23 protein-coding genes and 1 pseudogene are annotated in these 18,979 nt (G+C 70.6%); 12 read left to right on the top strand and 12 right to left on the bottom strand.

Annotated features, from left to right (window positions below):
* From V7Q31_RS13250 to bhcR, 11 genes and pseudogenes are all read right to left on the bottom strand, one after another.
* Positions 1-571: pseudogene (locus V7Q31_RS13250) on the bottom strand (transposase); the annotation flags it as partial.
* 140 nt (positions 572-711) lie between these two features.
* A complete protein-coding gene (locus V7Q31_RS13255) occupies positions 712-1,026 on the bottom strand; it encodes a phosphoribosyl-ATP diphosphatase (RefSeq protein ID WP_333834341.1) in 315 nt (104 codons plus the stop codon).
* Positions 1,023-1,787: an imidazole glycerol phosphate synthase subunit HisF gene (gene hisF, locus V7Q31_RS13260; RefSeq protein WP_333834342.1), complete on the bottom strand. Its 765-nt coding sequence runs from the start codon at positions 1,785-1,787 to the stop codon at positions 1,023-1,025. The genes V7Q31_RS13255 and hisF overlap by 4 nt, the downstream gene beginning before the upstream one ends.
* Positions 1,788-1,791: 4 nt before the next feature.
* Positions 1,792-2,412 carry a LysE family translocator gene (locus tag V7Q31_RS13265; RefSeq protein WP_333834343.1) on the bottom strand — a complete coding sequence of 207 codons (621 nt, stop codon included), beginning with the start codon at positions 2,410-2,412 and terminating at the stop codon, positions 1,792-1,794.
* Positions 2,409-3,137 carry a 1-(5-phosphoribosyl)-5-[(5-phosphoribosylamino)methylideneamino]imidazole-4-carboxamide isomerase gene (gene hisA / locus V7Q31_RS13270; RefSeq protein ID WP_333834344.1) on the bottom strand — a complete coding sequence of 243 codons (729 nt, stop codon included), beginning with the start codon at positions 3,135-3,137 and terminating at the stop codon, positions 2,409-2,411. The genes V7Q31_RS13265 and hisA overlap by 4 nt, the downstream gene beginning before the upstream one ends.
* Positions 3,134-3,769: an imidazole glycerol phosphate synthase subunit HisH gene (gene hisH / locus V7Q31_RS13275; RefSeq protein WP_333834345.1), complete on the bottom strand. Its 636-nt coding sequence runs from the start codon at positions 3,767-3,769 to the stop codon at positions 3,134-3,136. Before hisH ends, hisA begins: the two co-directional genes overlap by 4 nt.
* Positions 3,766-4,137, bottom strand: coding sequence for a DUF2628 domain-containing protein (locus V7Q31_RS13280; RefSeq protein WP_333834346.1), 372 nt, complete (start codon positions 4,135-4,137; stop codon positions 3,766-3,768). The genes hisH and V7Q31_RS13280 overlap by 4 nt, the downstream gene beginning before the upstream one ends.
* Complete coding sequence (gene hisB, locus V7Q31_RS13285) at positions 4,134-4,727, bottom strand: imidazoleglycerol-phosphate dehydratase HisB (RefSeq protein WP_333834347.1); 594 nt, start codon at positions 4,725-4,727, stop codon at positions 4,134-4,136. Before hisB ends, V7Q31_RS13280 begins: the two co-directional genes overlap by 4 nt.
* Positions 4,728-4,823: 96 nt before the next feature.
* The gene (locus V7Q31_RS13290; RefSeq protein ID WP_333834348.1) at positions 4,824-5,426 is read right to left on the bottom strand and encodes a glutathione S-transferase family protein; all 603 of its coding nucleotides are present in this window, start codon (positions 5,424-5,426) and stop codon (positions 4,824-4,826) included.
* A gap of 123 nt (positions 5,427-5,549) precedes the next feature.
* Positions 5,550-6,278 (bottom strand): superoxide dismutase, encoded by a 729-nt coding sequence (locus V7Q31_RS13295; RefSeq protein ID WP_333834349.1) that lies wholly within the window; start codon positions 6,276-6,278, stop codon positions 5,550-5,552.
* Between the two features lie 94 nt (positions 6,279-6,372).
* The gene (bhcR, locus tag V7Q31_RS13300; protein ID WP_333834350.1) at positions 6,373-7,203 is read right to left on the bottom strand and encodes an HTH-type transcriptional regulator BhcR; all 831 of its coding nucleotides are present in this window, start codon (positions 7,201-7,203) and stop codon (positions 6,373-6,375) included.
* 223 nt (positions 7,204-7,426) lie between these two features.
* Between bhcR and bhcA the strand changes: the two genes are divergently transcribed.
* The 6 genes from bhcA to bhcD all read left to right on the top strand — a co-directional run bounded on the left by bhcA (position 7,427) and on the right by bhcD (position 12,451).
* Entirely contained in the window at positions 7,427-8,617 is a 1,191-nt protein-coding gene (bhcA, locus tag V7Q31_RS13305) for an L-aspartate--glyoxylate aminotransferase BhcA (protein WP_333834351.1), read from the top strand.
* 11 nt (positions 8,618-8,628) lie between these two features.
* Positions 8,629-9,606 carry a beta-hydroxyaspartate dehydratase BhcB gene (gene bhcB / locus V7Q31_RS13310; protein WP_333834352.1) on the top strand — a complete coding sequence of 326 codons (978 nt, stop codon included), beginning with the start codon at positions 8,629-8,631 and terminating at the stop codon, positions 9,604-9,606.
* 13 nt (positions 9,607-9,619) lie between these two features.
* Entirely contained in the window at positions 9,620-9,889 is a 270-nt protein-coding gene (locus tag V7Q31_RS13315; RefSeq protein ID WP_333834353.1) for a BrnT family toxin, read from the top strand.
* Positions 9,876-10,085, top strand: coding sequence for a hypothetical protein (locus V7Q31_RS13320; protein WP_333834354.1), 210 nt, complete (start codon positions 9,876-9,878; stop codon positions 10,083-10,085). Before V7Q31_RS13315 ends, V7Q31_RS13320 begins: the two co-directional genes overlap by 14 nt.
* A 60-nt stretch (positions 10,086-10,145) precedes the next feature.
* Positions 10,146-11,309: a 3-hydroxy-D-aspartate aldolase BhcC gene (gene bhcC / locus V7Q31_RS13325; protein WP_333834355.1), complete on the top strand. Its 1,164-nt coding sequence runs from the start codon at positions 10,146-10,148 to the stop codon at positions 11,307-11,309.
* Between the two features lie 161 nt (positions 11,310-11,470).
* On the top strand, positions 11,471-12,451 hold the full coding sequence (gene bhcD, locus V7Q31_RS13330) for an iminosuccinate reductase BhcD (protein WP_333834356.1): 981 nt from the start codon (positions 11,471-11,473) through the stop codon (positions 12,449-12,451).
* 46 nt (positions 12,452-12,497) lie between these two features.
* Here bhcD and V7Q31_RS13335 read toward each other — a convergent pair whose 3' ends face one another.
* Positions 12,498-13,376, bottom strand: coding sequence for a branched-chain amino acid aminotransferase (locus V7Q31_RS13335; RefSeq protein ID WP_333834357.1), 879 nt, complete (start codon positions 13,374-13,376; stop codon positions 12,498-12,500).
* Between the two features lie 155 nt (positions 13,377-13,531).
* Here V7Q31_RS13335 and V7Q31_RS13340 point away from each other — a divergent pair, with 155 nt between their 5' ends.
* From V7Q31_RS13340 to dxs, 6 genes are all read left to right on the top strand, one after another.
* A complete protein-coding gene (locus V7Q31_RS13340) occupies positions 13,532-14,080 on the top strand; it encodes a MarR family winged helix-turn-helix transcriptional regulator (protein WP_333834362.1) in 549 nt (182 codons plus the stop codon).
* Entirely contained in the window at positions 14,077-14,820 is a 744-nt protein-coding gene (locus V7Q31_RS13345; RefSeq protein ID WP_333834358.1) for a response regulator, read from the top strand. Before V7Q31_RS13340 ends, V7Q31_RS13345 begins: the two co-directional genes overlap by 4 nt.
* An 85-nt stretch (positions 14,821-14,905) precedes the next feature.
* Positions 14,906-15,838 (top strand): histone deacetylase family protein, encoded by a 933-nt coding sequence (locus V7Q31_RS13350; RefSeq protein ID WP_333834359.1) that lies wholly within the window; start codon positions 14,906-14,908, stop codon positions 15,836-15,838.
* A complete protein-coding gene (locus V7Q31_RS13355; protein WP_333834360.1) occupies positions 15,835-16,107 on the top strand; it encodes an exodeoxyribonuclease VII small subunit in 273 nt (90 codons plus the stop codon). Before V7Q31_RS13350 ends, V7Q31_RS13355 begins: the two co-directional genes overlap by 4 nt.
* Positions 16,108-16,113: 6 nt before the next feature.
* The gene (locus tag V7Q31_RS13360; RefSeq protein ID WP_333834361.1) at positions 16,114-17,010 is read left to right on the top strand and encodes a polyprenyl synthetase family protein; all 897 of its coding nucleotides are present in this window, start codon (positions 16,114-16,116) and stop codon (positions 17,008-17,010) included.
* Positions 17,011-17,046: 36 nt separating this feature from the next.
* Positions 17,047-18,978, top strand: a complete 1,932-nt coding sequence (gene dxs, locus V7Q31_RS13365) for a 1-deoxy-D-xylulose-5-phosphate synthase (RefSeq protein WP_333834363.1) — start codon at positions 17,047-17,049, stop codon at positions 18,976-18,978.
* Position 18,979 lies beyond the last annotated feature (1 nt).

An 18,979-nucleotide genomic window follows, 5' to 3' on the forward strand; every position in this document is an offset into this window, starting at 1 on the left:
TGGGCGTCGGAGCGCCGGTCGGCCTCTTTGCGAGGCGGCGGAGGTTCTGGGCGGCGGCGGCGAGGTGGACTTCGTCGCTTTCGCCGCAGGGGCCGCGCAGACGGAATCGTCTCAGGCCGAGGATGCGCTTGAGGTGGGCGAAGAGGATTTCGGCCTTCTTCCGCAGCCTGCGCGACTCGGCATGGGCCTCGGTCGTTGCGATGGCGCGAGCCATGTCGCGGGCGCCCTCGCAGATCGAGCGGCTGATCTTGCGCTCCGGCGTGTGCGGGCGGCATCGCGGCTTCAGGGGGCAGACGGCGCAGTCGCGGATGCCCGAGCGGTATCGGATGAAGTTGTCCTTGCCAACGACGCCGCGCGGCTTGGCGAAGTTCCGCCGCCGGGGCTTCGGGACCTCGCCGGCGGGACAGGTGTAGGTGTCGTTGCGGTGGTCGTAGGTGAAGTCGCTGCGCTCGAAGGTTCCGTCGCGGCGTGCGGACTTTTCGAAGACGGGGATGTGCGGCTCGATTCCCCGGTCCTCGACCACCCAGTTCAGCATCGGCGCCGCACTATAGGCGGTGTCGGCGATCAGCCGCTCGCCCTGCGCCACCTGCCGCGGTCCCAACATCGCCAGCGCCCTAAATCACCCCGCCTCAGCGATCGAATCAGGGCCTAACCCGCTCAGAAAACGGACTTTTTCAACAGAATCGCGCGGAAGCCGCCGACCGCTCTCGCTCACCGCGGTCGGGACGCCTTTTCGGCCACGCCCGACACGCCCTCGCGCCGCTCCAGCTCCGCCAGCACCTCCGCCAGCTCCACGCCCTGCGCCGCGAGCATCACCATCAGGTGGTAGAGCACGTCCGCGCTTTCGGCGATCAGACCCGCCCGGTCGCGGCGCGCGGCGGCGATGATCGCCTCCACCGCCTCCTCACCGAACTTTTCGGCGCATTTGTCCGGCCCTTTCGCCAGAAGCCCCGCCGTGTGCGAACTCGCGGGGTCGGCGTCGCGCCGCGCGGCGATGGTCGCGGCCAGCCGCTCCAGCACGCTCATGCGCCCATCCTCACCGGCACGCCTGCCGCGTCCATATGCGCCTTGGCCTCGGCGATGGAGTGCTCGCCGAAATGGAAGATCGAGGCCGCCAGCACCGCCGCCGCATGGCCCTCGAGCACCCCCTGCGCCAGATGGTCGAGCGTCCCCACCCCGCCCGAGGCGATCACAGGGATCGGCACCGCGTCCGCCACCGCCCGCGTCAAGGCGAGGTCGTAGCCCGAGCGCGCCCCGTCGCGGTCCATCGAGGTCAGCAAAATCTCGCCCGCCCCGAGCGCCGCGACCAGTTTCGCGAACTGCACCGCGTCGATCCCGGTCGGCGTCCGCCCGCCATGGGTGAAGATCTCCCACCTGCCCGGCCCGACCTGCTTGGCGTCGATCGCCACCACGACGCATTGCGATCCGAACTTCTCCGCCGCGCGCCGCACGAAATCGGGGTCGCGCACGGCGGCGGTGTTGACGCTCACCTTGTCGGCGCCCGCGAGCAGCAGGTTGCGGATGTCCTCGACCGTCCGCACGCCGCCGCCGATGGTCAGCGGCATGAAGCAACGCTCGGCGGTCCGCCGCGCGATGTCGAGGATCGTGCCGCGATTCTCGTGGCTTGCGGTGATGTCGAGGAAGCACAGCTCGTCGGCGCCCGCGCGGTCGTAGACCTCCGCCTGCTCCACCGGGTCGCCCGCGTCGCGCAGATCGACGAAGTTGACGCCCTTCACCACGCGCCCGTCCTTGACGTCGAGGCAGGGGATCACGCGCGCTTTCAACATCTCCTCACGCCCTCCGCACGAAGGCCGAGGCCACGCCCGCCCCGATCAGCGCCCCCGCCGCCGTGCGGTTGACGATCGTCAGCGCCCGCTCGCTGCGCAGCAGCGTCCGCGCCCGCCCGGCGAGCGCCGCATAGGCGAAGACGTTGAGGAAGGCGAGCGTCACGAAAGTCGCCTCGAAGATCGCCATCTGCACCCAGTAGTCGCGCGCAGGGTCGAAGAACTGCGGCAGGAACGCCACGAAGAACATGATGGTCTTGGGGTTGAGCGTCGTCACCAGCCAGGCATGCTTGAACATCGACCAGGCCGGCGCCGCGTTGCGCAGCGGCGTCGCCTCCAGCGCCCCGCCTTCGCGCCACAGCTTCACCCCCAGCCACACCAGATAGGCCGCGCCGCCGAGCTTGAGCGCCGTGAACGCCGTCGCCGAAGCCGCGAGCACCGCCCCCACCCCCAGCAGCGACAGCGTCATCGCCGTGAAATCGCCGAGCGCGACCCCGAACGCCATCGGCGCCGCCACCCGGAAGCCCCCGCCCATCGCGTAGGACACGATCAGCAGCACCGTCGGCCCCGGCATCACCAGCAGCACGGAGGAGGCGGCGACGAAGGCGAGCCATGTCTCCAGCGTCACGCCGCGCCCTCCAGCAGCGCGATCGCCTGCGCCAGATCGATCCGCCCGTCATAGAGCGCGCGCCCCGAGATCGCGCCGTCGAGCGCCGCGCCGCAATCGCGCAAGGCCCGCAGATCGTCGAGCGAACTCACGCCGCCCGAGGCGATCACCGGGATCGAGACGGCCCGCGCCAGCGCCGCCGTCGCCTCCACATTCGGCCCCTGCATCGCCCCGTCGCGCTCGATGTCGGTGTAGATCAGCGCCGCGACCCCCGCATCCTCGAAGCGCCGCGCGATGTCGAGCGCGGAGAGCTCGGTCGTCTCCGCCCAGCCCTCCACCGCGACGCGCCCGCCCCGCGCGTCGACCCCCACCGCCACCCGGCCGGGAAACGCCCGCGCCGCCGCGCGCACAAGCGCCGGGTCGCGCACCGCCACTGTCCCGAGGATCACCCGCGCGACGCCGCGCGCCAGCCACCCCTCGACGCCTCCCATGTCGCGCACGCCCCCGCCCAACTGCACGGGGACCGAGACGCGCGACAGGATCGCCTCCACCGCCGCGCCGTTGACGGGGCGGCCCGCGAAAGCGCCGTTGAGATCGACCAGATGCAGCCAGCGCGCCCCGGCCCGCGCAAAGGCCTCGGCCTGCCCGGCGGGGTCGTCGTTGAACACGGTCGCCGCATCCATCTCGCCGCGCAGCAGCCGCACGCAGGCGCCGTCCTTCAGGTCGATGGCGGGATAGAGGATCATGGTTTCCACCGCAGGAAATTCGCGATCAGCCGCAGCCCGGTCGCCTGGCTCTTCTCGGGGTGGAACTGCGTCCCCGCCAGATTGTCCCGCCCGACCGCCGCGACCACCGGCCCGCCATATTCCGCCGTCGCCAGCACATGCGCCGGATCGTCGGGGACGAAATGGAACGAGTGCACGAAATAGGCGTGATCGCCCGCCGCGATCCCCTCGAACAGCGGATGGCCCGAAGGCGCCAGCGCATTCCACCCCATATGCGGGATTTTCAGCGCCGGGTCCGAAGGCGTCAGCCGAACCACCTCGCCGCCGATCCAGCCGAAACCCGGGCAGTCGCCATGCTCGCGCCCGATCCGCGCCATCAGCTGCATGCCGACGCAGATGCCGAGGAACGGCGCGCCGCCCGCGATCACCCGCTCCTCCAGAACCTCGCGCAGCCCCGCCGCCTGCACGCCCGCCGCGCAATCGGCGAACGCCCCGACGCCCGGCAGCACCAGCCGATCCGCCTTGCGCGCGACGTCCGGATCGGCGGTCAGCGCAATCGGCCCGCCCGCGCCGGTCTCCGCGGCCATCCGCTCGAACGCCTTCTGCGCCGAGCGCAGATTGCCCGAGCCGTAATCGAGGATCGCCGTGCTCACGCCGCGCGCCCTTCGCCCATGAACCAAGCGAGCTCGGCCGTCTCGGAATCCTCCGCCGCGACGCCCCCCAGATCGCGCCAGCCCCGCAAACCCCGGTCGAGCCGCGCGAAGCTCGCCCCTTCGAAGCCGAGGATCAGCCGCACCGCCAGATCGAGCGCCGCCGCAGCCGCCGCCGCGCCCGCCATGCCCAGCGCCCAGGTGGCGCCGGCGACGCCCAGCAGCGCCAGCGCCAGCAGCCAGTGCCGCGCCCAGAGCGCCCAGAGCAGCGGGAACAGGAACGCCCCCCAGCGCCACCGGTCGTCGATCAGCAGCACCCGCTCGGGCGCCGCGCCATTGGCGAGATGCGCGGTGAAGACGCGCGTGCTCATGCGCTCAGCGTGCCCTTGGTCGAGGGCGGCGCGTTCGGCGCGCGCGGGTCGGGCTCGACCGCCTCGCGCAGCGCCCGCGCCACCGCCTTGAAGGCGCTTTCGGCGATGTGGTGGCTGTTGGCGCCCGCCAGCCCCTCCACATGCAGCGTCATCCCCGCATTCATCGCGAAGGCGGTGAAGAACTCGCGCACCAGCTCCGTGTCGAACGTCCCGATCTTCTGCGTCGGAAACGGCAGCGACCATACGAGGAAAGGCCGCCCCGACAGGTCGAGCGCCGCCCGCGTCAGCGCCTCGTCCATCGGCAGCAGGCACGATCCGTAGCGCCGGATCCCCGCCTTGTCGCCGAGCGCCTGCGCCAGCGCGCGCCCGAGCGAAATTCCCACATCCTCGACCGTGTGGTGGTCGTCGATGTGCAGATCGCCCGTCGCGCGCACCCGCATGTCGATCAGCGAATGCCGCGACAGCTGCGCGAGCATGTGGTCGAAGAAGCCGACGCCGGTCGCCAGCTCATGCGCGCCGCGCCCGTCGAGCGTCACCGCAACGGCGATCTTGGTCTCGGAGGTGTCGCGCCTCAGCTCCGCCTGTCGCATCCGGTCCTCCCGCCCCCGCCGCAGAGCGCCTTTCTAGGCGCGCCCCGCGGCGGCGCCAAGCGGCGCGCCGGGCCGGGCGGTCATGGCGGCGCCGCGTCAGCCGGCGGCGGTGGCCTTGCGCATCGCCCGCGCCAGCGCCGGGCGCGCCCGCATCCGCGCGAGATAGGCCCCGGCGGGGCCGTCCGGCAGGTCGAACTTCGCCGCCTCCGCCCAGCCCGCGCAATGGCCGAGCAGCAGGTCGGGCACGGTGAAGCCGTCGCCCGCGACGAACTCCCGCCCCTCGACCATCGCGCCGAGCCGCGCCATCGCCGCGTCGAACTCGGCCCGACAAGCGGCCTTGACTTCCGGAACGCGCAGCTCTTCGGGATGGATGAAGCTGTGCTTGGCCGCCGTCCACAGCGCGCCCTCGATCTCGTCGACGCAGAACTGGGTGACGGCGTCCTGCCGGGCGCGCTTGAGCGTGCCGGCGGGGTGGGTGAAGGCGGCGTGGCGGTCGGCGAGATAGGTGACGATTGCGACCGAGTCGGTCAGCGTCTCGCCATCCACGAGCAGCGACGGCACCTTGCCGCTGGGATTGGCCGCAAGCGCCTCCGCGCTGCGCGGCGCCGCGGGGACATGCGCGTAAGGCTGTTCGAGTTCCTCCAGCATCCACAGAACCCGCATCGCCCGGGTGCGCGGGCCGCCGATCACCGTGTACATCCGCGCGGTCTCCCTGTGCTGCGCCGCCGCCATCGCAACGACGGCGTCGCCGCCAGCTTCGCCGAAACCCGCGAAGCTGGCGACGGGGAAATGCGCGCCGCCTCGGACGCGCCGTCGCGCCCCTCAGATGGTCAGCGCGCCCGTCAGCGCCGCGTCGTAGCGGGCGGCGACTTTCGCCCAGTCGATCACGTCGAACCACGCGTCGAGATAGTCGCCGCGCTTGTTCTGGTATTTCAGATAGTAAGCGTGCTCCCACACGTCGACGCCCATCAACGCGCGCCCGCCCTCCATCAGCGGGGTGTCCTGATTGGGCCGCGCCGCGATCGCCAGCTTGCCCGCGCCGTCCACCGTCACGAAGGCCCAGCCCGAGCCGAACTGGCGCAGCCCCGCGCTCTTGAGGTCGGCCTTCATCTTCTCGACGCCGCCGAGGTCGCGGTCGATCGCCGCGAGCAGCGCCCCCTCCGGCGCGCCGCCCTGCGCGCCCCCTTGCGGCCCCATGATCTCCCAGAACATCGCATGGTTGGCGTGGCCGCCGCCATTGTTGCGCAGCGCGGTCCGCACGCCCTCCGGCGCTTCGCCGAGCTTGGCGAGCAGCTCGTGCAGCGGCATCGCAGCGAGGGCGGAATGGTCGGCCAGCGCCTTGTTGAGATTGGCGACATAGGCGGCGTGGTGGCGGTCGTGATGGATCGTCATCGTCAGCGCGTCGATGGCGGGCTCCAGCGCCTCGGGGGCGTAGGGCAGCGGCGGCAGCGCGTGCGGCCCGTCGGCCGCGCGCAGCCGCAGGGGCGCAGCGGCGAGGGTCAGCGCGGCGGCGCCGGCGCCGAGAAGCGTGCGGCGGGATAAAATGGTCATGGTCGGCTCCTGTGAGGGGTCGAGTCGGCGCCGGGAGATTTCACACCCCGCCGCCGTGAAGACATGAGCGCTGGCGGCGTCGCGCGCAAGCGCGCTATCGCGCGTCGCCTCCGATGAGCGCCGAGACCTCCGCCGCCGCCCGCCGCACGATCTGGCCCAGCTCGCCCACCGCCGAATCGGGCAGACGCGCCGCCGGCCCCGACACCGACAGCCCCGCCGCCGCCGCGCCGCCCGGCCCCCGCACCGCCGCCGCGACGCAGCGCATCCCCAGATGCCGCTCCTCGTCGTCGAGCGCCCAGCCGCGCGCCCGGATCGCCTCCAGCTCCGCCCGCAGCGCCTGCGGCGTCGTCAGCGTCCGCGGCGTGAACTCCGGCAGACCGCGCCGGATCAACAGCCGCTCGACCTCCTCCCAGGGCCGCGCCGCGAGCAGCGCCTTGCCCGCGCCCGAGGCGTGCATCGGCGCCCGCGCGCCGGGGCGAAAGAAGGCGCGGATCGGGTGGCTCGTCTCGATCTGGCTGACGAACACCACGTCGCCGCCGTCGGCGAGCGCCAGATTGGCGGTCTCGCCCGTCGCTTCGACCAGCCGGCGCATCGGCTCGCGCGCCGCGTCCACCACATCGGCGCGGGTCAGGAACACGCTGCCGATGCGATAGGCCTCGACGCCGATCCGCCACTCCTGCGTCGCCTCGTCGAACTCCACCAGCCCGTGCCGCTGCAAGGTCGCGAGCAGCCGGTGCGCCGAGGAGGCCGGCATCCCGACCCCGAGGGCGAGCTCCGTCAGCGTCGCCCGCTCGCGCCGCGCGAGCCCCGACAGCAGCGCGAGCCCCCGGTCGAGCGCCTGCACCGTCGGGGCCTGCGCCGTCCCGGCCTCCGCGCGCGGCCGCCCCCGCTTTCTGCCGCCGCCAGCCCCGATTCCGTCCGCCATCGCCGGGTCTCCCTTCGCGCCCCTCAGGCGCATATGGAATGGAAAATATTTCCAAAGCCGTTTTCGCACTGCGTCATTGGGAAAAATATGCTGTTTTATCCCAGATGGATAGCTCTTTTCTAGGCGAAATGGAATATTTTTCCAGAAAAATTGCGCGCCACGCCGCGCCGTGTATGATCCACTCAGTCTCAAAGCAACGCGCCACTCCCGGGGGGGAAATCCGATGTCCGACCAGAATCCGGTGTTCATTCCGGGCCCGACCAACATGCCCGACCGCCTGCGCCGCGCCATCGCGGTCGGCACGCTCGACCATCGCGCGCCCGATTTCGTGCATGTCTTCCGCCCGGTGCTCGACGATCTGCGCAAGGTGTTCAAGACGCAGGACGCCGAAACCTTCATCTTCCCCTCGACCGGCACCGGCGGCTGGGAGACGGCGGTGACCAACACGCTGTCGCCCGGCGACCGCGTGCTGGCCGCGCGCCACGGCATGTTCTCGCATCGCTGGATCGAGCTGTGCCGCCGCCATCATCTCGACATGCAGGTGATCGAGAGCGACTGGCACGAGGGCGCGCCGGTCGCCCGCATGGCCGAGGCGCTCGCCGCCGACAAGGCGCACGCGATCAAGGCCGTGCTCGCCACCCATAACGAGACCGCGACCGGCGTGACCTCCGACATCGCCGCGATCCGGGCGGCGCTCGACGCGGCGAAGCACCCCGCGATGCTGTTCGTGGACTGCGTGTCCTCGCTCGCCTCCATCGACTTCCGCTTCGACGAATGGGGGGTGGACGCCGCCGTCTCCGGCTCGCAGAAGGGCTTCATGCTGCCGACCGGCCTCGCCGTGCTCGCGATCAGCCGCAAGGCGATGGCGGCGGCCGAGACCGCCCGCTGCGCCCGCGCCTTCTTCGACCTGCGCGACATGAAGGCGGCCAACGACAAGGGCGGCTTCCCCTACACGCCGCCGACCCAGCTGATCTTCGGGATGCGCGCGAGCCTCGACATGCTGTTCGCCGAAGGCCTCGACAACGTCTTCGCCCGCCACCGCCGGATCGCCAGCGGCGTGCGCGCCGCGATCGACGCCTGGGGCCTGGAGATGGTCGCCCGCCGCCCCGAGCAGCGCTCCGACACCGTCACCGCGATCCTCGCCCCGCCGACGCTGAGCGCCGACACGCTGGTCTCGCACGCCTATTCGGCCTACGGTGTCAGCTTCGGCGTGGGCCTTGGCGAGATGGCGGGCAAGGCGTTCCGCATCGGCCATCTGGGCTCGCTGACCGACGTGATGGCGCTGTCGGGGATCGCCGCGATCGAGATGGCGATGGCGGATCTCGGCTGGCCGGTCCGCCTCGGCTCGGGCGTCGCCGCAGCGCAGGACTTCTATCGCAAGAACAACGGCCTCGCGCGCAAGCAGGCCGCCTGAGGAGCATGAGCATGGACGGGATCACCGACGCCGCCAAGGCCCCCGCGACCTATGAGGACGTGCTCGCCGCGCACGCCCGCATCAAGCCCTACATCCTGCGCACGCCGATCCTGACGTCGAGCTACTTCAACCAGCTCACCGGCGCGCAGCTCTTCTTCAAATGCGAGAACTTCCAGAAAGCCGGCGCCTTCAAGGTCCGCGGCGCCTGCAACGCCGTGTTCGGCCTGACGGACGAGCAGGCCGCGAAGGGCGTCGCCACCCACAGCTCGGGCAATCATGGCCTGTCGCTGTCCTATGCGGCGGGCCGTCGCGGCATCCCCTGCAAGGTCGTCGTGCCGCGCACCGCGCCCGAGGCGAAGAAGGCCGCGATGCGCGGCTATGGCGGCGAAGTGGTCGAATGCGAGCCCTCCACCTCGTCGCGCGAGGCGGTGTTCGCCGAAGTCGTGGCGCAAACCGGCGCCGAGTTCGTCCACCCCTACAACGACCCCCGCGTCATCGCCGGGCAGGGCACCTGCTCCAAGGAGATGATGGAGGATCTCGGCGGTCTCGACGCGGTGATCGCCCCCATCGGCGGCGGCGGCATGGTCTCGGGCACCTGCCTGACGCTCTCCGAGATCTCTCCGACCACCGAGATCTACGCCGCCGAGCCCGAAGCAGCCGACGACGCCTACCAGTCCTTCAAGTCCGGCCACATCGTCGCCTATGACGCGCCGGTCACCATCGCCGACGGGCTCAAGGTGCCGCTCAAGGAGAACACCTGGCATTTCGTCAGCCGCTACGTCACCGACGTGCTGCTCGCCTCCGAGGAGGAGATCGTCGCCGCGATGAAGCTGACCTGGGAGCGCATGAAGATCGTGATGGAGCCGTCCTGCGCGGTCCCCCTCGCCACGATCCTCAAGAACCCCGAGATCTTCCGCGGCAAGCGCGTCGGCGTCGTCGTCACCGGCGGCAACGTCGATCTCGACAAGCTGCCCTGGATGACGAAATGAGCCATGCGGCGCCGTGCGCTTCGAGTGGGATGCGAGGAAGGCGGCGGCGAACCTCGAAAAGCATGGCGTCGCCTTCGACGAGGTTGCGCGCTTCGAGTGGCGGACCGCCTTCACCCGACCCGACGACCGGGCCGAGTATGGCGAGCAGCGATGGGTTTCGGTCGGTCTGATCGGCGACCGGCTGCACAAGGTGGCGTACACATGGCGCGCGGGCGTCGTGCGGATTATCTCCTTGCACAAGGCCAATGCGCGAGACCGGAGGAAGTTCGATGAGCGAAGCTGACGCCTATCCCGAATGGACCGACGCCCAATGGGCCGAAGCGCGCAAGGGCGCGCCTTGGCTCTGGGGCGGCGAGGCGGCCAGCGACCTCCTCCGCGACGCCATCGCCGATCTCGAAGCGGCGCCGCCGCGCGACGCGGACGCCCTCGCCAAGCTCCGCGCAGCCCTCGCCGCCCTCGAACCCGCCGCAGCAGAGTAATCGTCAGCCCACCAGCTTCCCGGCCCCAGCGCCGGCCAACGACCCAGGGAGAGAGAAACCATGAACGCCCCCGCCAAGTTCGACGCCTACGAAGTCGGCTACGACATCCCCGCCGTCCCGGGCATGGACGAGAAGGACATCCAGACCCCCTGCCTGATCGTCGATCTCGACGCGTTCGAGCGGAACGTGAAGAAGATGGGCGACTGGTGCAAGGCGCACGGCGTGCGCCACCGCGTCCACGGCAAGATGCACAAATCCGTCGACGTCGCAAAAGTCCAGATGGAGCTCGGCGGCGCTGTCGGCGTCTGCTGCCAGAAGGTCTCCGAGGCCGAAGTCTTCGCGCGCGGCGGGATCAAGGACGTGCTGGTCTCCAACCAGGTCCGCGACCCCGCCAAGATCGACCGCCTCGCCCGGCTCCCCAAGCTCGGCGTCCGCGCGATCTGCTGCGTCGACGACCTCGCCAACGTCGCCGACCTGTCCGCGGCTGCGGTGAAGCACGGGACCACCATCGAGTGCCTCGTCGAGATCGACTGCGGCGCCGGCCGCTGCGGCGTCACCACCACTCCGGCGGTGGTCGAGATCGCCAAGGCCATCGAGGCCGCGCCCGGCCTCAAGTTCTCCGGCATCCAGGCCTATCAGGGCGCGATGCAGCACCTCGACAGCTATGACGAGCGCAAGGCCAAGATCGACATCGCGGTCGCGATGGTGAAGGACGCGGTCGATACGCTGAAGGCCGAGGGGATCGAGTGCGACATCGTCGGCGGCGGCGGCACCGGCTCCTACTATTTCGAAGGCAATTCGGGCGTCTACAACGAGCTGCAGTGCGGCTCCTACGCCTTCATGGACGCCGATTACGGCCGCATCCTCGACAAGGACGGCAAGCGCATCGATCAGGGCGAGTGGGAGAACGCGCTGTTCATCCTCACTTCCGTCATGTCCCACGCCAAGGCCGACAAGGCGATCTGCGACGCCGGCCTCAAGGCGCAGTCGGTCGACTCGGGCCTGCCGGTGATCTTCGGGCGCGACGACGTGAAGTATGTGAAGTGCTCCGACGAGCACGGCGTCATCATGGACGCCGAGGGCGTTCTGAAGGTCAACGACAAGCTGCGCCTCGTGCCCGGCCATTGCGACCCGACCTGCAACGTGCACGACTGGTATGTCGGCGTGCGCGGCGGCAAGGTCGAGACTGTCTGGCCGGTCAGCGCCCGCGGCAAGGCCTACTGAGCCGCTCCTCTCCCCGCGCGCCCGGCCCTCCGGGCGCGCCTCTCTCCCAGCTTCGTCCGCCATAAACCTGCGTCCGACGAAAGTCCGACGGATGTCCGACATTTGTCCGACGGATGTCCGACGGATGTCCGACGCAAATCCTACGCCCCGGAGCCCTTCCCATGTCCGACGCCGCCCTCGTGATCCTGACCGAAGACGACTGCCGCGCCCTTGTCGGCCGCGCCGACGCCTTCCGCGCCGTCGAGGACGTGTTCGCCGCCATGTCGCGCGGCGACGCCTACAATTTCCCGGTGATCCGCGAGGCCATCGGCCATGCCGACGCGCTCTACGGCTTCAAGTCCGGCTTCGACCGGGCGGGCATGGCGCTCGGCGTGAAATCGGGCGGCTACTGGCCCGGCAACATGGCCAAAGGCCTTACGAATCATCAGTCTACGGTCTTTCTCTTCGACCCCGACACGGGCCGCCTTCAGGCGCTCGTCGGCGGCAACCACCTGACCGCGCTGCGCACCGCCGCGGCTTCCGCGGTCTCCATCGCCCATCTCGCCCGCAAGGACGCGAAGGTTCTGGGCATGGTCGGCGCGGGCCATCAGGCGCAGTTCCAGCTTCGGGCGGCTGTGGAGCAGCGCGCTTTCGAAAAAGTTGTCGCCTGGAACTATCACCCCGACATGCTTCCCAAACTCGGCGAAGTCGCCGCCGAACTCGGCCTCCCCTTCGAGGCGGTCGACCGTGAAACCCTGGGCGCGCAGGCCGATGTGATCATCACCATCGCCTCCGCCAATTCGGCGCTGATGATGAAGGACTGGGTGAAGCCCGGCGTTCATCTCGCCTGCATGGGCACAGATACGAAAGGCAAGCAGGAAGTCGACCCGGCTCTTCTTGCCGCGGCGACCGTGTTCACCGACGAAGTCGCTCAGTCCGTCACCATCGGCGAGGCCCAGCACGCCGTCGCCGCCGGCCTGATCGCCGAGTCAGCCATCACCCCCATCGGCGATGTGATCACGGGCGAGCACAAAGGCCGCACTTCGGAGGACGAGATCACCCTCTTCGACGGCACCGGCGTCGGCCTTCAGGACCTCGCCATCGCCAAGGCCGCACTGAGGCTGGCCGAGGAAGCCGGCAAGGGAACCCGCGTAACCCTCTGATTCGGTTTCACAATGCGGCGTGGGTTCGCCCGCGCCGCAAGCATCGTCAGGCCGCCCGCACCAGCTTGTCATAGGCGCCGACCATCTCCCTCGCCAGGGCGCCGACTTCGAAAGTGAAGCTTCCGATCTCGGCCACCGGCGTCACTTCCGCCGCCGTCCCGGTCAGGAAGCACTGCTCGAAGCCCTCCATCTCCGCCGGCTCGATATGCCGCTCGACCACCTCGATCTGCCGCTCGCGCAGCAGGCCGATCACCGTCTGACGCGTCAGCCCGTTGAGGAAGCAGTCCGGCTGCGGCGTGTGGACTTTCCCGTCCTTGACGAAGAACACGTTGGCGCCCGTCGCCTCTGCGACATAGCCCCTGTAATCCATCATCAGCGCGTCCGAATAACCCTTGGCTTCCGCCTCGTGCTTGGAGAGTGTGCAGATCATGTAGAGCCCCGCCGCCTTGGCCGAGCAGGGAATCGTCTCGGGGCTCGGCCGCTTCCATTTGGCGATGTCGAGCCGCGCGCCCTTCATCTTGGCGTCGCCGTAATAGGCGCCCCAGTTCCATGCGGCGATGGCGCAATGGATCGTGTTGAGTTGGCCCGACACGCCCATCTGCTCCGATCCGCGCCATGCGACGGGCCGGATATAGGCGTCCGACAACCCGTTCTTCTCCATCACTTCGAGCTTGAGCCGGTCGAGATCGGCGACCGACCACGGAATCGTGAAGCCGAGCGCCCCCGCCGAGTAATGCAGCCGCTCGGAATGTTCACTGGACTTGAAGATCTTGCCCCCATAGGCCCGCTCGCCCTCGAACACCGACGAAGCGTAGTGGAGCGCGTGCGTGAGCACATGGACCTGCGCCTCGCGCCACGGAACGAACGCCCCGTCCATCCAGATCCATCCGTCCCGGTCGCTGTAGGAGGGCGTCGCGGCGCTCATCGTCATGTTCCTTTTCGCGCAGGCGCTGCCAGCGCCCGTTTTCCGTTTGTTGCCTCGGTTGCGCGCCAAGCGACAGGATATGTCGTCGACGCTTGCGTGGGGCGTAACATCGCGCTAAGGATGCGTCAATGCCGCTGACATAATTCGTGATGGACATGCCAGATTCCGGTTCGCCCGACGCCCCCGCCCGACGCGCTGCAGCGCCGCGCCTCGCCGCGCCGCGCGGCGAGCAACTGCTGTTTCTCACAGACGCGCAGCTGCGGCAGGGCATCGAGCTGATGTTCTTCGCCTATCGCGACTTCACCGCCGACCCCGACCGCATCCTCGAGGAATACGGCTACGGGCGGGCGCACCACCGGGCGCTGCACTTCATCAACCGCCGCCCCGGCCTGACCGTGCAGGCGCTGATCGACATCCTCGGCGTCACCAAGCAGTCGCTGAACCGCGTGCTGCGCCAGCTGATCGAGGACGGGCTGGTCGAGAGCCGGGTCGGCCCCTCCGACCGCCGCCAGCGCCTGCTGAGCCTCACCGAAGCCGGCGCGGCGCTCGAAGGCCGGCTGTCGGAGACCCAGCGCGCCCGCGTCCGCCGCGCCTATCGCGAGGCGGGCCCGGAGGCGGTGGCGGGGTTCCGCCGCGTGCTCGAGCGCATGATCGAGCCCGCCCAGCGCGAGGCCGCGCTCGGCATGGTGGAGCGCCGCGAATGATCGACCCCGCCCCGGAACCCACCCCGGAACCCGCCTCCGGGCCCGCCCCGCATGTTCTGGTGATCGACGACGACGCCCGCATCCGGTCGCTGCTGACGCGCTACCTGTCGCGCAACGGCTTCCGCGCAACCGCCGCGCGCGACGCGTCCCACGCCCGCAAGCTGCTGGACGGGCTGGTCTTCGACTTGCTGATCGTCGACGTGATGATGCCCGGCGAGGACGGGCTGAGCCTGACGCGCAGCCTCAGCGGGCCGGGCCGCGCGCCGATCCTGATGCTGACCGCGCGCACCGAGACCGCCGACCGCATCGCTGGGCTCGAAAGCGGCGCCGACGACTACCTCCCCAAGCCGTTCGAGCCGCGCGAGCTGCTGCTGCGCGCGACCGCGATCCTGCGCCGCGCGGCGGCCGCCCCCGCCGCGCCCGCGCCCGAGCCGCCGCGCACCCTCAGCCTCGGGCCGGTGCGCTACGACATCGGGCGGGGCGAGTTGTGGCGCGGCGCGGAGCCGGTGCGGCTGACCGGCACGGAAGCTTCGCTCCTGCGCGCCCTCGCGGCCTCCAGCCACGCGCCGGTCGACCGCCTGACGCTCGTGGGCGCGCTGAGCGGGGCCGACGGCCCGGCCAACGAGCGCGCCGTCGACGTCCAGATCACCCGCCTGCGCCGCAAGATCGAACCCGACCCCCGCGAGCCGCGCTACCTGCGCACCGTGCGCGGCGAAGGCTACATGCTGACGCCGGATTGAGGCGCGGCGCAGGGCCAATCCGCCACATCCCCTGCCGCCTTTCGCGCCATTGCGCGCGTCCGATGGGCGGGCCAATCTCCGCGCCATGACCACTGCGCTGATTTCGCATCCCGACTGCTACGAGCACGTCACGCCCGACGGCCACCCCGAATGCGTGGACCGTCTGCGCGCCGTCGACGCCGTTTTGTGCTCGGAGGAGTTCATGCATCTGCTGCGCGCGCCCGCCCCGCTGGCCGAGGACGCGCATCTGCTGCGATGCCACCCGCAGAGCCATCTCGACCGGCTCGCCGCGGCGATCCCGCAGGCCGGCGACCGCGCGCTCGACAGCGACACCTTCGTCTCGCCGCTCAGTCTGCGCGCGGCGCGGCGCGCGGCGGGGGCGAACGTGCTGGCGGTCGACATGGTGATGGCGGGCGAGGCGAACAACGCCTTCTGCGCCACGCGCCCGCCGGGCCACCACGCCGAGACGACCCGGGCCATGGGGTTCTGCCTGTTCAACAACGCCGCCGTCGGCGCGCTGCACGCGATCGAGCGCCACGGGCTGCACCGCGTCGCGATCATGGATTTCGACGTGCATCACGGCAACGGCACGCAGGAGATCTTCGAGCGCGACGGGCGGGTGTTCTACGCCTCGACGCATGAATGGCCGCTCTATCCGGGCACGGGCGCGGCGCATGAGCGGGGGGCCGGCAACATCCTCAACGTCCCGCTCGAGGGGATGTCGGGGCCGGACGCCTTCCGCGAGGCCTTCACCGGTCAGGTTCTGCCCGCGCTGCGCCGCTTCCGCCCCGAACTGATGTACATCTCGGCCGGCTTCGACGCCCATGCGCGCGACCCGCTCTCGACCATCCAGCTCTCGGAGCGCGATTTCGTCTGGGCGACGCATGCGCTGTGCGACGTCGCCGACGAGTTCGCCGGCGGGCGGGTCGTCTCGACGCTGGAGGGCGGATATGATCTGGAGGCGCTCGCGCGCTCGACGGCGGCGCATCTGCGGGTTCTGATGGAGCGGGCGGGATGAGCAAGGCGGAGGCCGAAGCCTCGAAGACCGTCGCGGCGGAGATCGCGGCGATGAGCTTCGAACAGGCGATGGCGGCGCTCGAGGAGATCGTCGACCGGCTGGAGAGCGGCGACGCGCCGCTCGAAGAGTCCATCGCGCTCTACGAGAAGGGGGCCGCGCTGAAGGCCCAGTGCGAGAAGCGCCTGCGCGACGCGGAGCTGCGCGTCGAGAAGATCGTGCAGGGCGAGGATGGCGGCGCGGCGGGGCTGGCCCCCTTTCCGACCGAGTGACGCGCCATGGCCGAGTTCCACGCAGCGCTGTCGGCGGCCGCCGCGCGCGCCGAGGCGGCGCTCGACGCGCTGCTGCCGCCCGACGGCCCCGACCCGCGGGGCAGGTTGGCCGCGGCGATGCGCCATGCCGCGCTCGGCGGCGGCAAGCGGCTGCGCGCCTTCCTGACCATCGAGACGGCGGCGCTGTTCGGCGCCGACCCGAAAGCGGCGGATCGCGCGGCGGCGGCGGTCGAGTGCCTGCACGCCTACAGCCTCGTCCATGACGACATGCCCTGCATGGACGACGACGATCTGCGCCGGGGCAAGCCGACTGTCCACATCGCCTGGGACGAGGCGACCGCGGTGCTGGCAGGCGACTGCCTCCAGACCCTCGCCTTCGAGATCCTCGTCCATCCCGACACCCATCCCGACCCCGCCATCCGCGCCGAACTCGCGCTCGCGCTCGCGCGCGCCTCGGGGATCGACGGCATGGTCGGAGGGCAGGCGCTCGACCTCGGGGCCGAGACCGCCGAGACGGCGCTGGGCGCCGAGGAGATCGCGGCGCTGCAACATCTCAAGACCGGCGCGCTGATCGGCTTCGCGGCGGAGGCCGGCGCGATCCTCGGCGGCGCTGCGGCGGATGCGCGCGACCGCCTGCGCGCCTACGCCTGCGACCTAGGCGCTGCGTTTCAAATCCGCGACGATCTGCTAGATGTCGAAGGCGACGCGGGCGCGGCCGGCAAGCGGCTGCGCAAGGACGCCGACGCCGGCAAGGCGACCTTCGTCACGGTTCTGGGCGCCGAAGGCGCGCGCGCGCGCGCGCAAGCGCTCGCTGACAGCGCCTGCGCGCGGCTCGAGCCCTATGGCGCGCGGGCCGCGGCGCTGGCCCAGGCCGCGCGCTACGCGGTGGACCGGCGCGCCTGAGCGCGCGTCGCGACGACGGAGAGAGACGTGAAGGACCTGACCGAGAAAAGCCCCGACCGCCCCGAGACGCCGCTGCTCGACGGGGTCAAATATCCCGCCGATCTCAAGCGCCTCTCCGACAGCCAGCTCAAGCGCCTCGCCGACGAGCTGCGCGCCGAGACGGTCGCCGCGGTTTCGGTCACCGGGGGCCATCTGGGCGCGGGGCTCGGCGTCGTCGAGATGACCGTCGCGATCCATGCGGTGTTCGACGCGCCGCGCGACAAGCTGATCTGGGATGTCGGCCACCAGTGCTATCCCCACAAGATCCTGACCGGGCGGCGCGAGCGCATCCGCACGCTGCGCATGGGCGACGGACTGTCGGGCTTCACCAAGCGCAAGGAGAGCGACTACGATCCGTTCGGCGCGGGCCACTCCTCGACGTCGATCTCGGCGGGGCTCGGCTTCGCGACGGCGCGCGATCTGGGTTGCGACGATGTCGGCGACGTCATCGCGGTGATCGGCGACGGGGCGATCTCGGCGGGCATGGCCTATGAGGCGATGAACAACGCGGGCGGCCAGCGCCGCCGCCTGATCGTCATCCTCAACGACAACGAGATGTCGATCGCCCCGCCGGTCGGCGCGATGTCGGAGTACCTCACCCGGCTGTGGAGCCTCGGCGCCGTGCAGGAATTGCGCGCCGCGACGAAGAAGGTCGGCGAGTTCCTGCCGCCGCCGCTGCGCGACGGCGCCAAGCGCGCGCGCGAGCTGGTCAAGGGCGCGACCATCGGCGGCACGCTGTTCGAGGAATTGGGCTTCCGCTATCTCGGCCCGATCGACGGCCACGACATGGGCCAGCTGCTCGCCGTGCTGCGCATGGTGAAGGCCAGCGCCGACGGGCCCGTGCTGATCCACGCGATCACCAAGAAGGGCAAGGGCTACGCCCCCGCCGAGGACGCCCCCGACAAGGGCCATGCGCGGGCGAAGTTCGACCTCGTCACCGGCGCGCAGAAGAAATCGCCCACCAACGCGCCCTCCTACACCAAGGTCTTCGCCGACAGCCTGATCCGCGAGGCGCAGGACGACGAGAAGATCGTCGCCGTGACCGCGGCGATGCCGGAGGGGACCGGGCTGAACTTCTTCGCCGACAGGTTCCCCAAGCGCTGTTTCGACGTGGGCATCGCCGAGCAGCATGCGGTGACCTTCTGCGCCGGGATGGCGGCGGGCGGGCTCAAGCCGTTCTGCGCGATCTACTCGACTTTCCTGCAGCGCGGCTACGATCAGGTCGTGCACGACGTGGCGATCCAGCGCCTGCCGGTGCGCTTCGCCATCGACCGCGCGGGGCTGGTCGGCGCCGACGGCGCGACCCATGCCGGGAGCTACGACGTCGGCTATCTCGCCAACCTGCCCGGCTTCGTGGTGATGGCCGCCGGCGACGAGGCGGAGCTCGTCCACATGGTGGCGACGGCGGCGGCGCTCGACGACCGCCCCTCCGCCTTCCGCTTCCCGCGCGGCGAGGGGATGGGGGTCGAGATGCCCGAGCGCGGCGTTCCGCTCGAGATCGGGCGCGGGCGGGTGCTGCGCGAGGGGAGCAAGATCGCGCTGCTCTCCTTCGGCGCGCGGTTGCAGGAAACTCTCAAGGCGGCCGACGAATTGGACGCGCGCGGCCTGTCCACGACCGTGGCCGATGCGCGCTTCGCCAAGCCGCTGGACCGCGACCTGATCCTGCGGCTCGCGCGCGAGCACGAGGCGCTGATCACCATCGAGGAAGGGGCGGTGGGCGGCTTCGGCTCCCATGTGCTGCAGCTTCTGGCGATGGAGGGGATGCTGGATGCGGGCCTGCGCGTGCGCCCGATGGTGTTCCCCGACATCTTCATCGATCAGGACAGCCCGGCGACGATGTACGAAGTCGCGGCGATGAACGCGCCGCAGATCGTCGCAATGGCGCTGTCGGCGCTGGGCGCGGAGGCGGAGCGGGCGGCGCGGGCGTGAG

This window comes from Rubrimonas sp. (assembly GCF_036788415.1).
Classification (GTDB): domain Bacteria; phylum Pseudomonadota; class Alphaproteobacteria; order Rhodobacterales; family Rhodobacteraceae; genus Rubrimonas.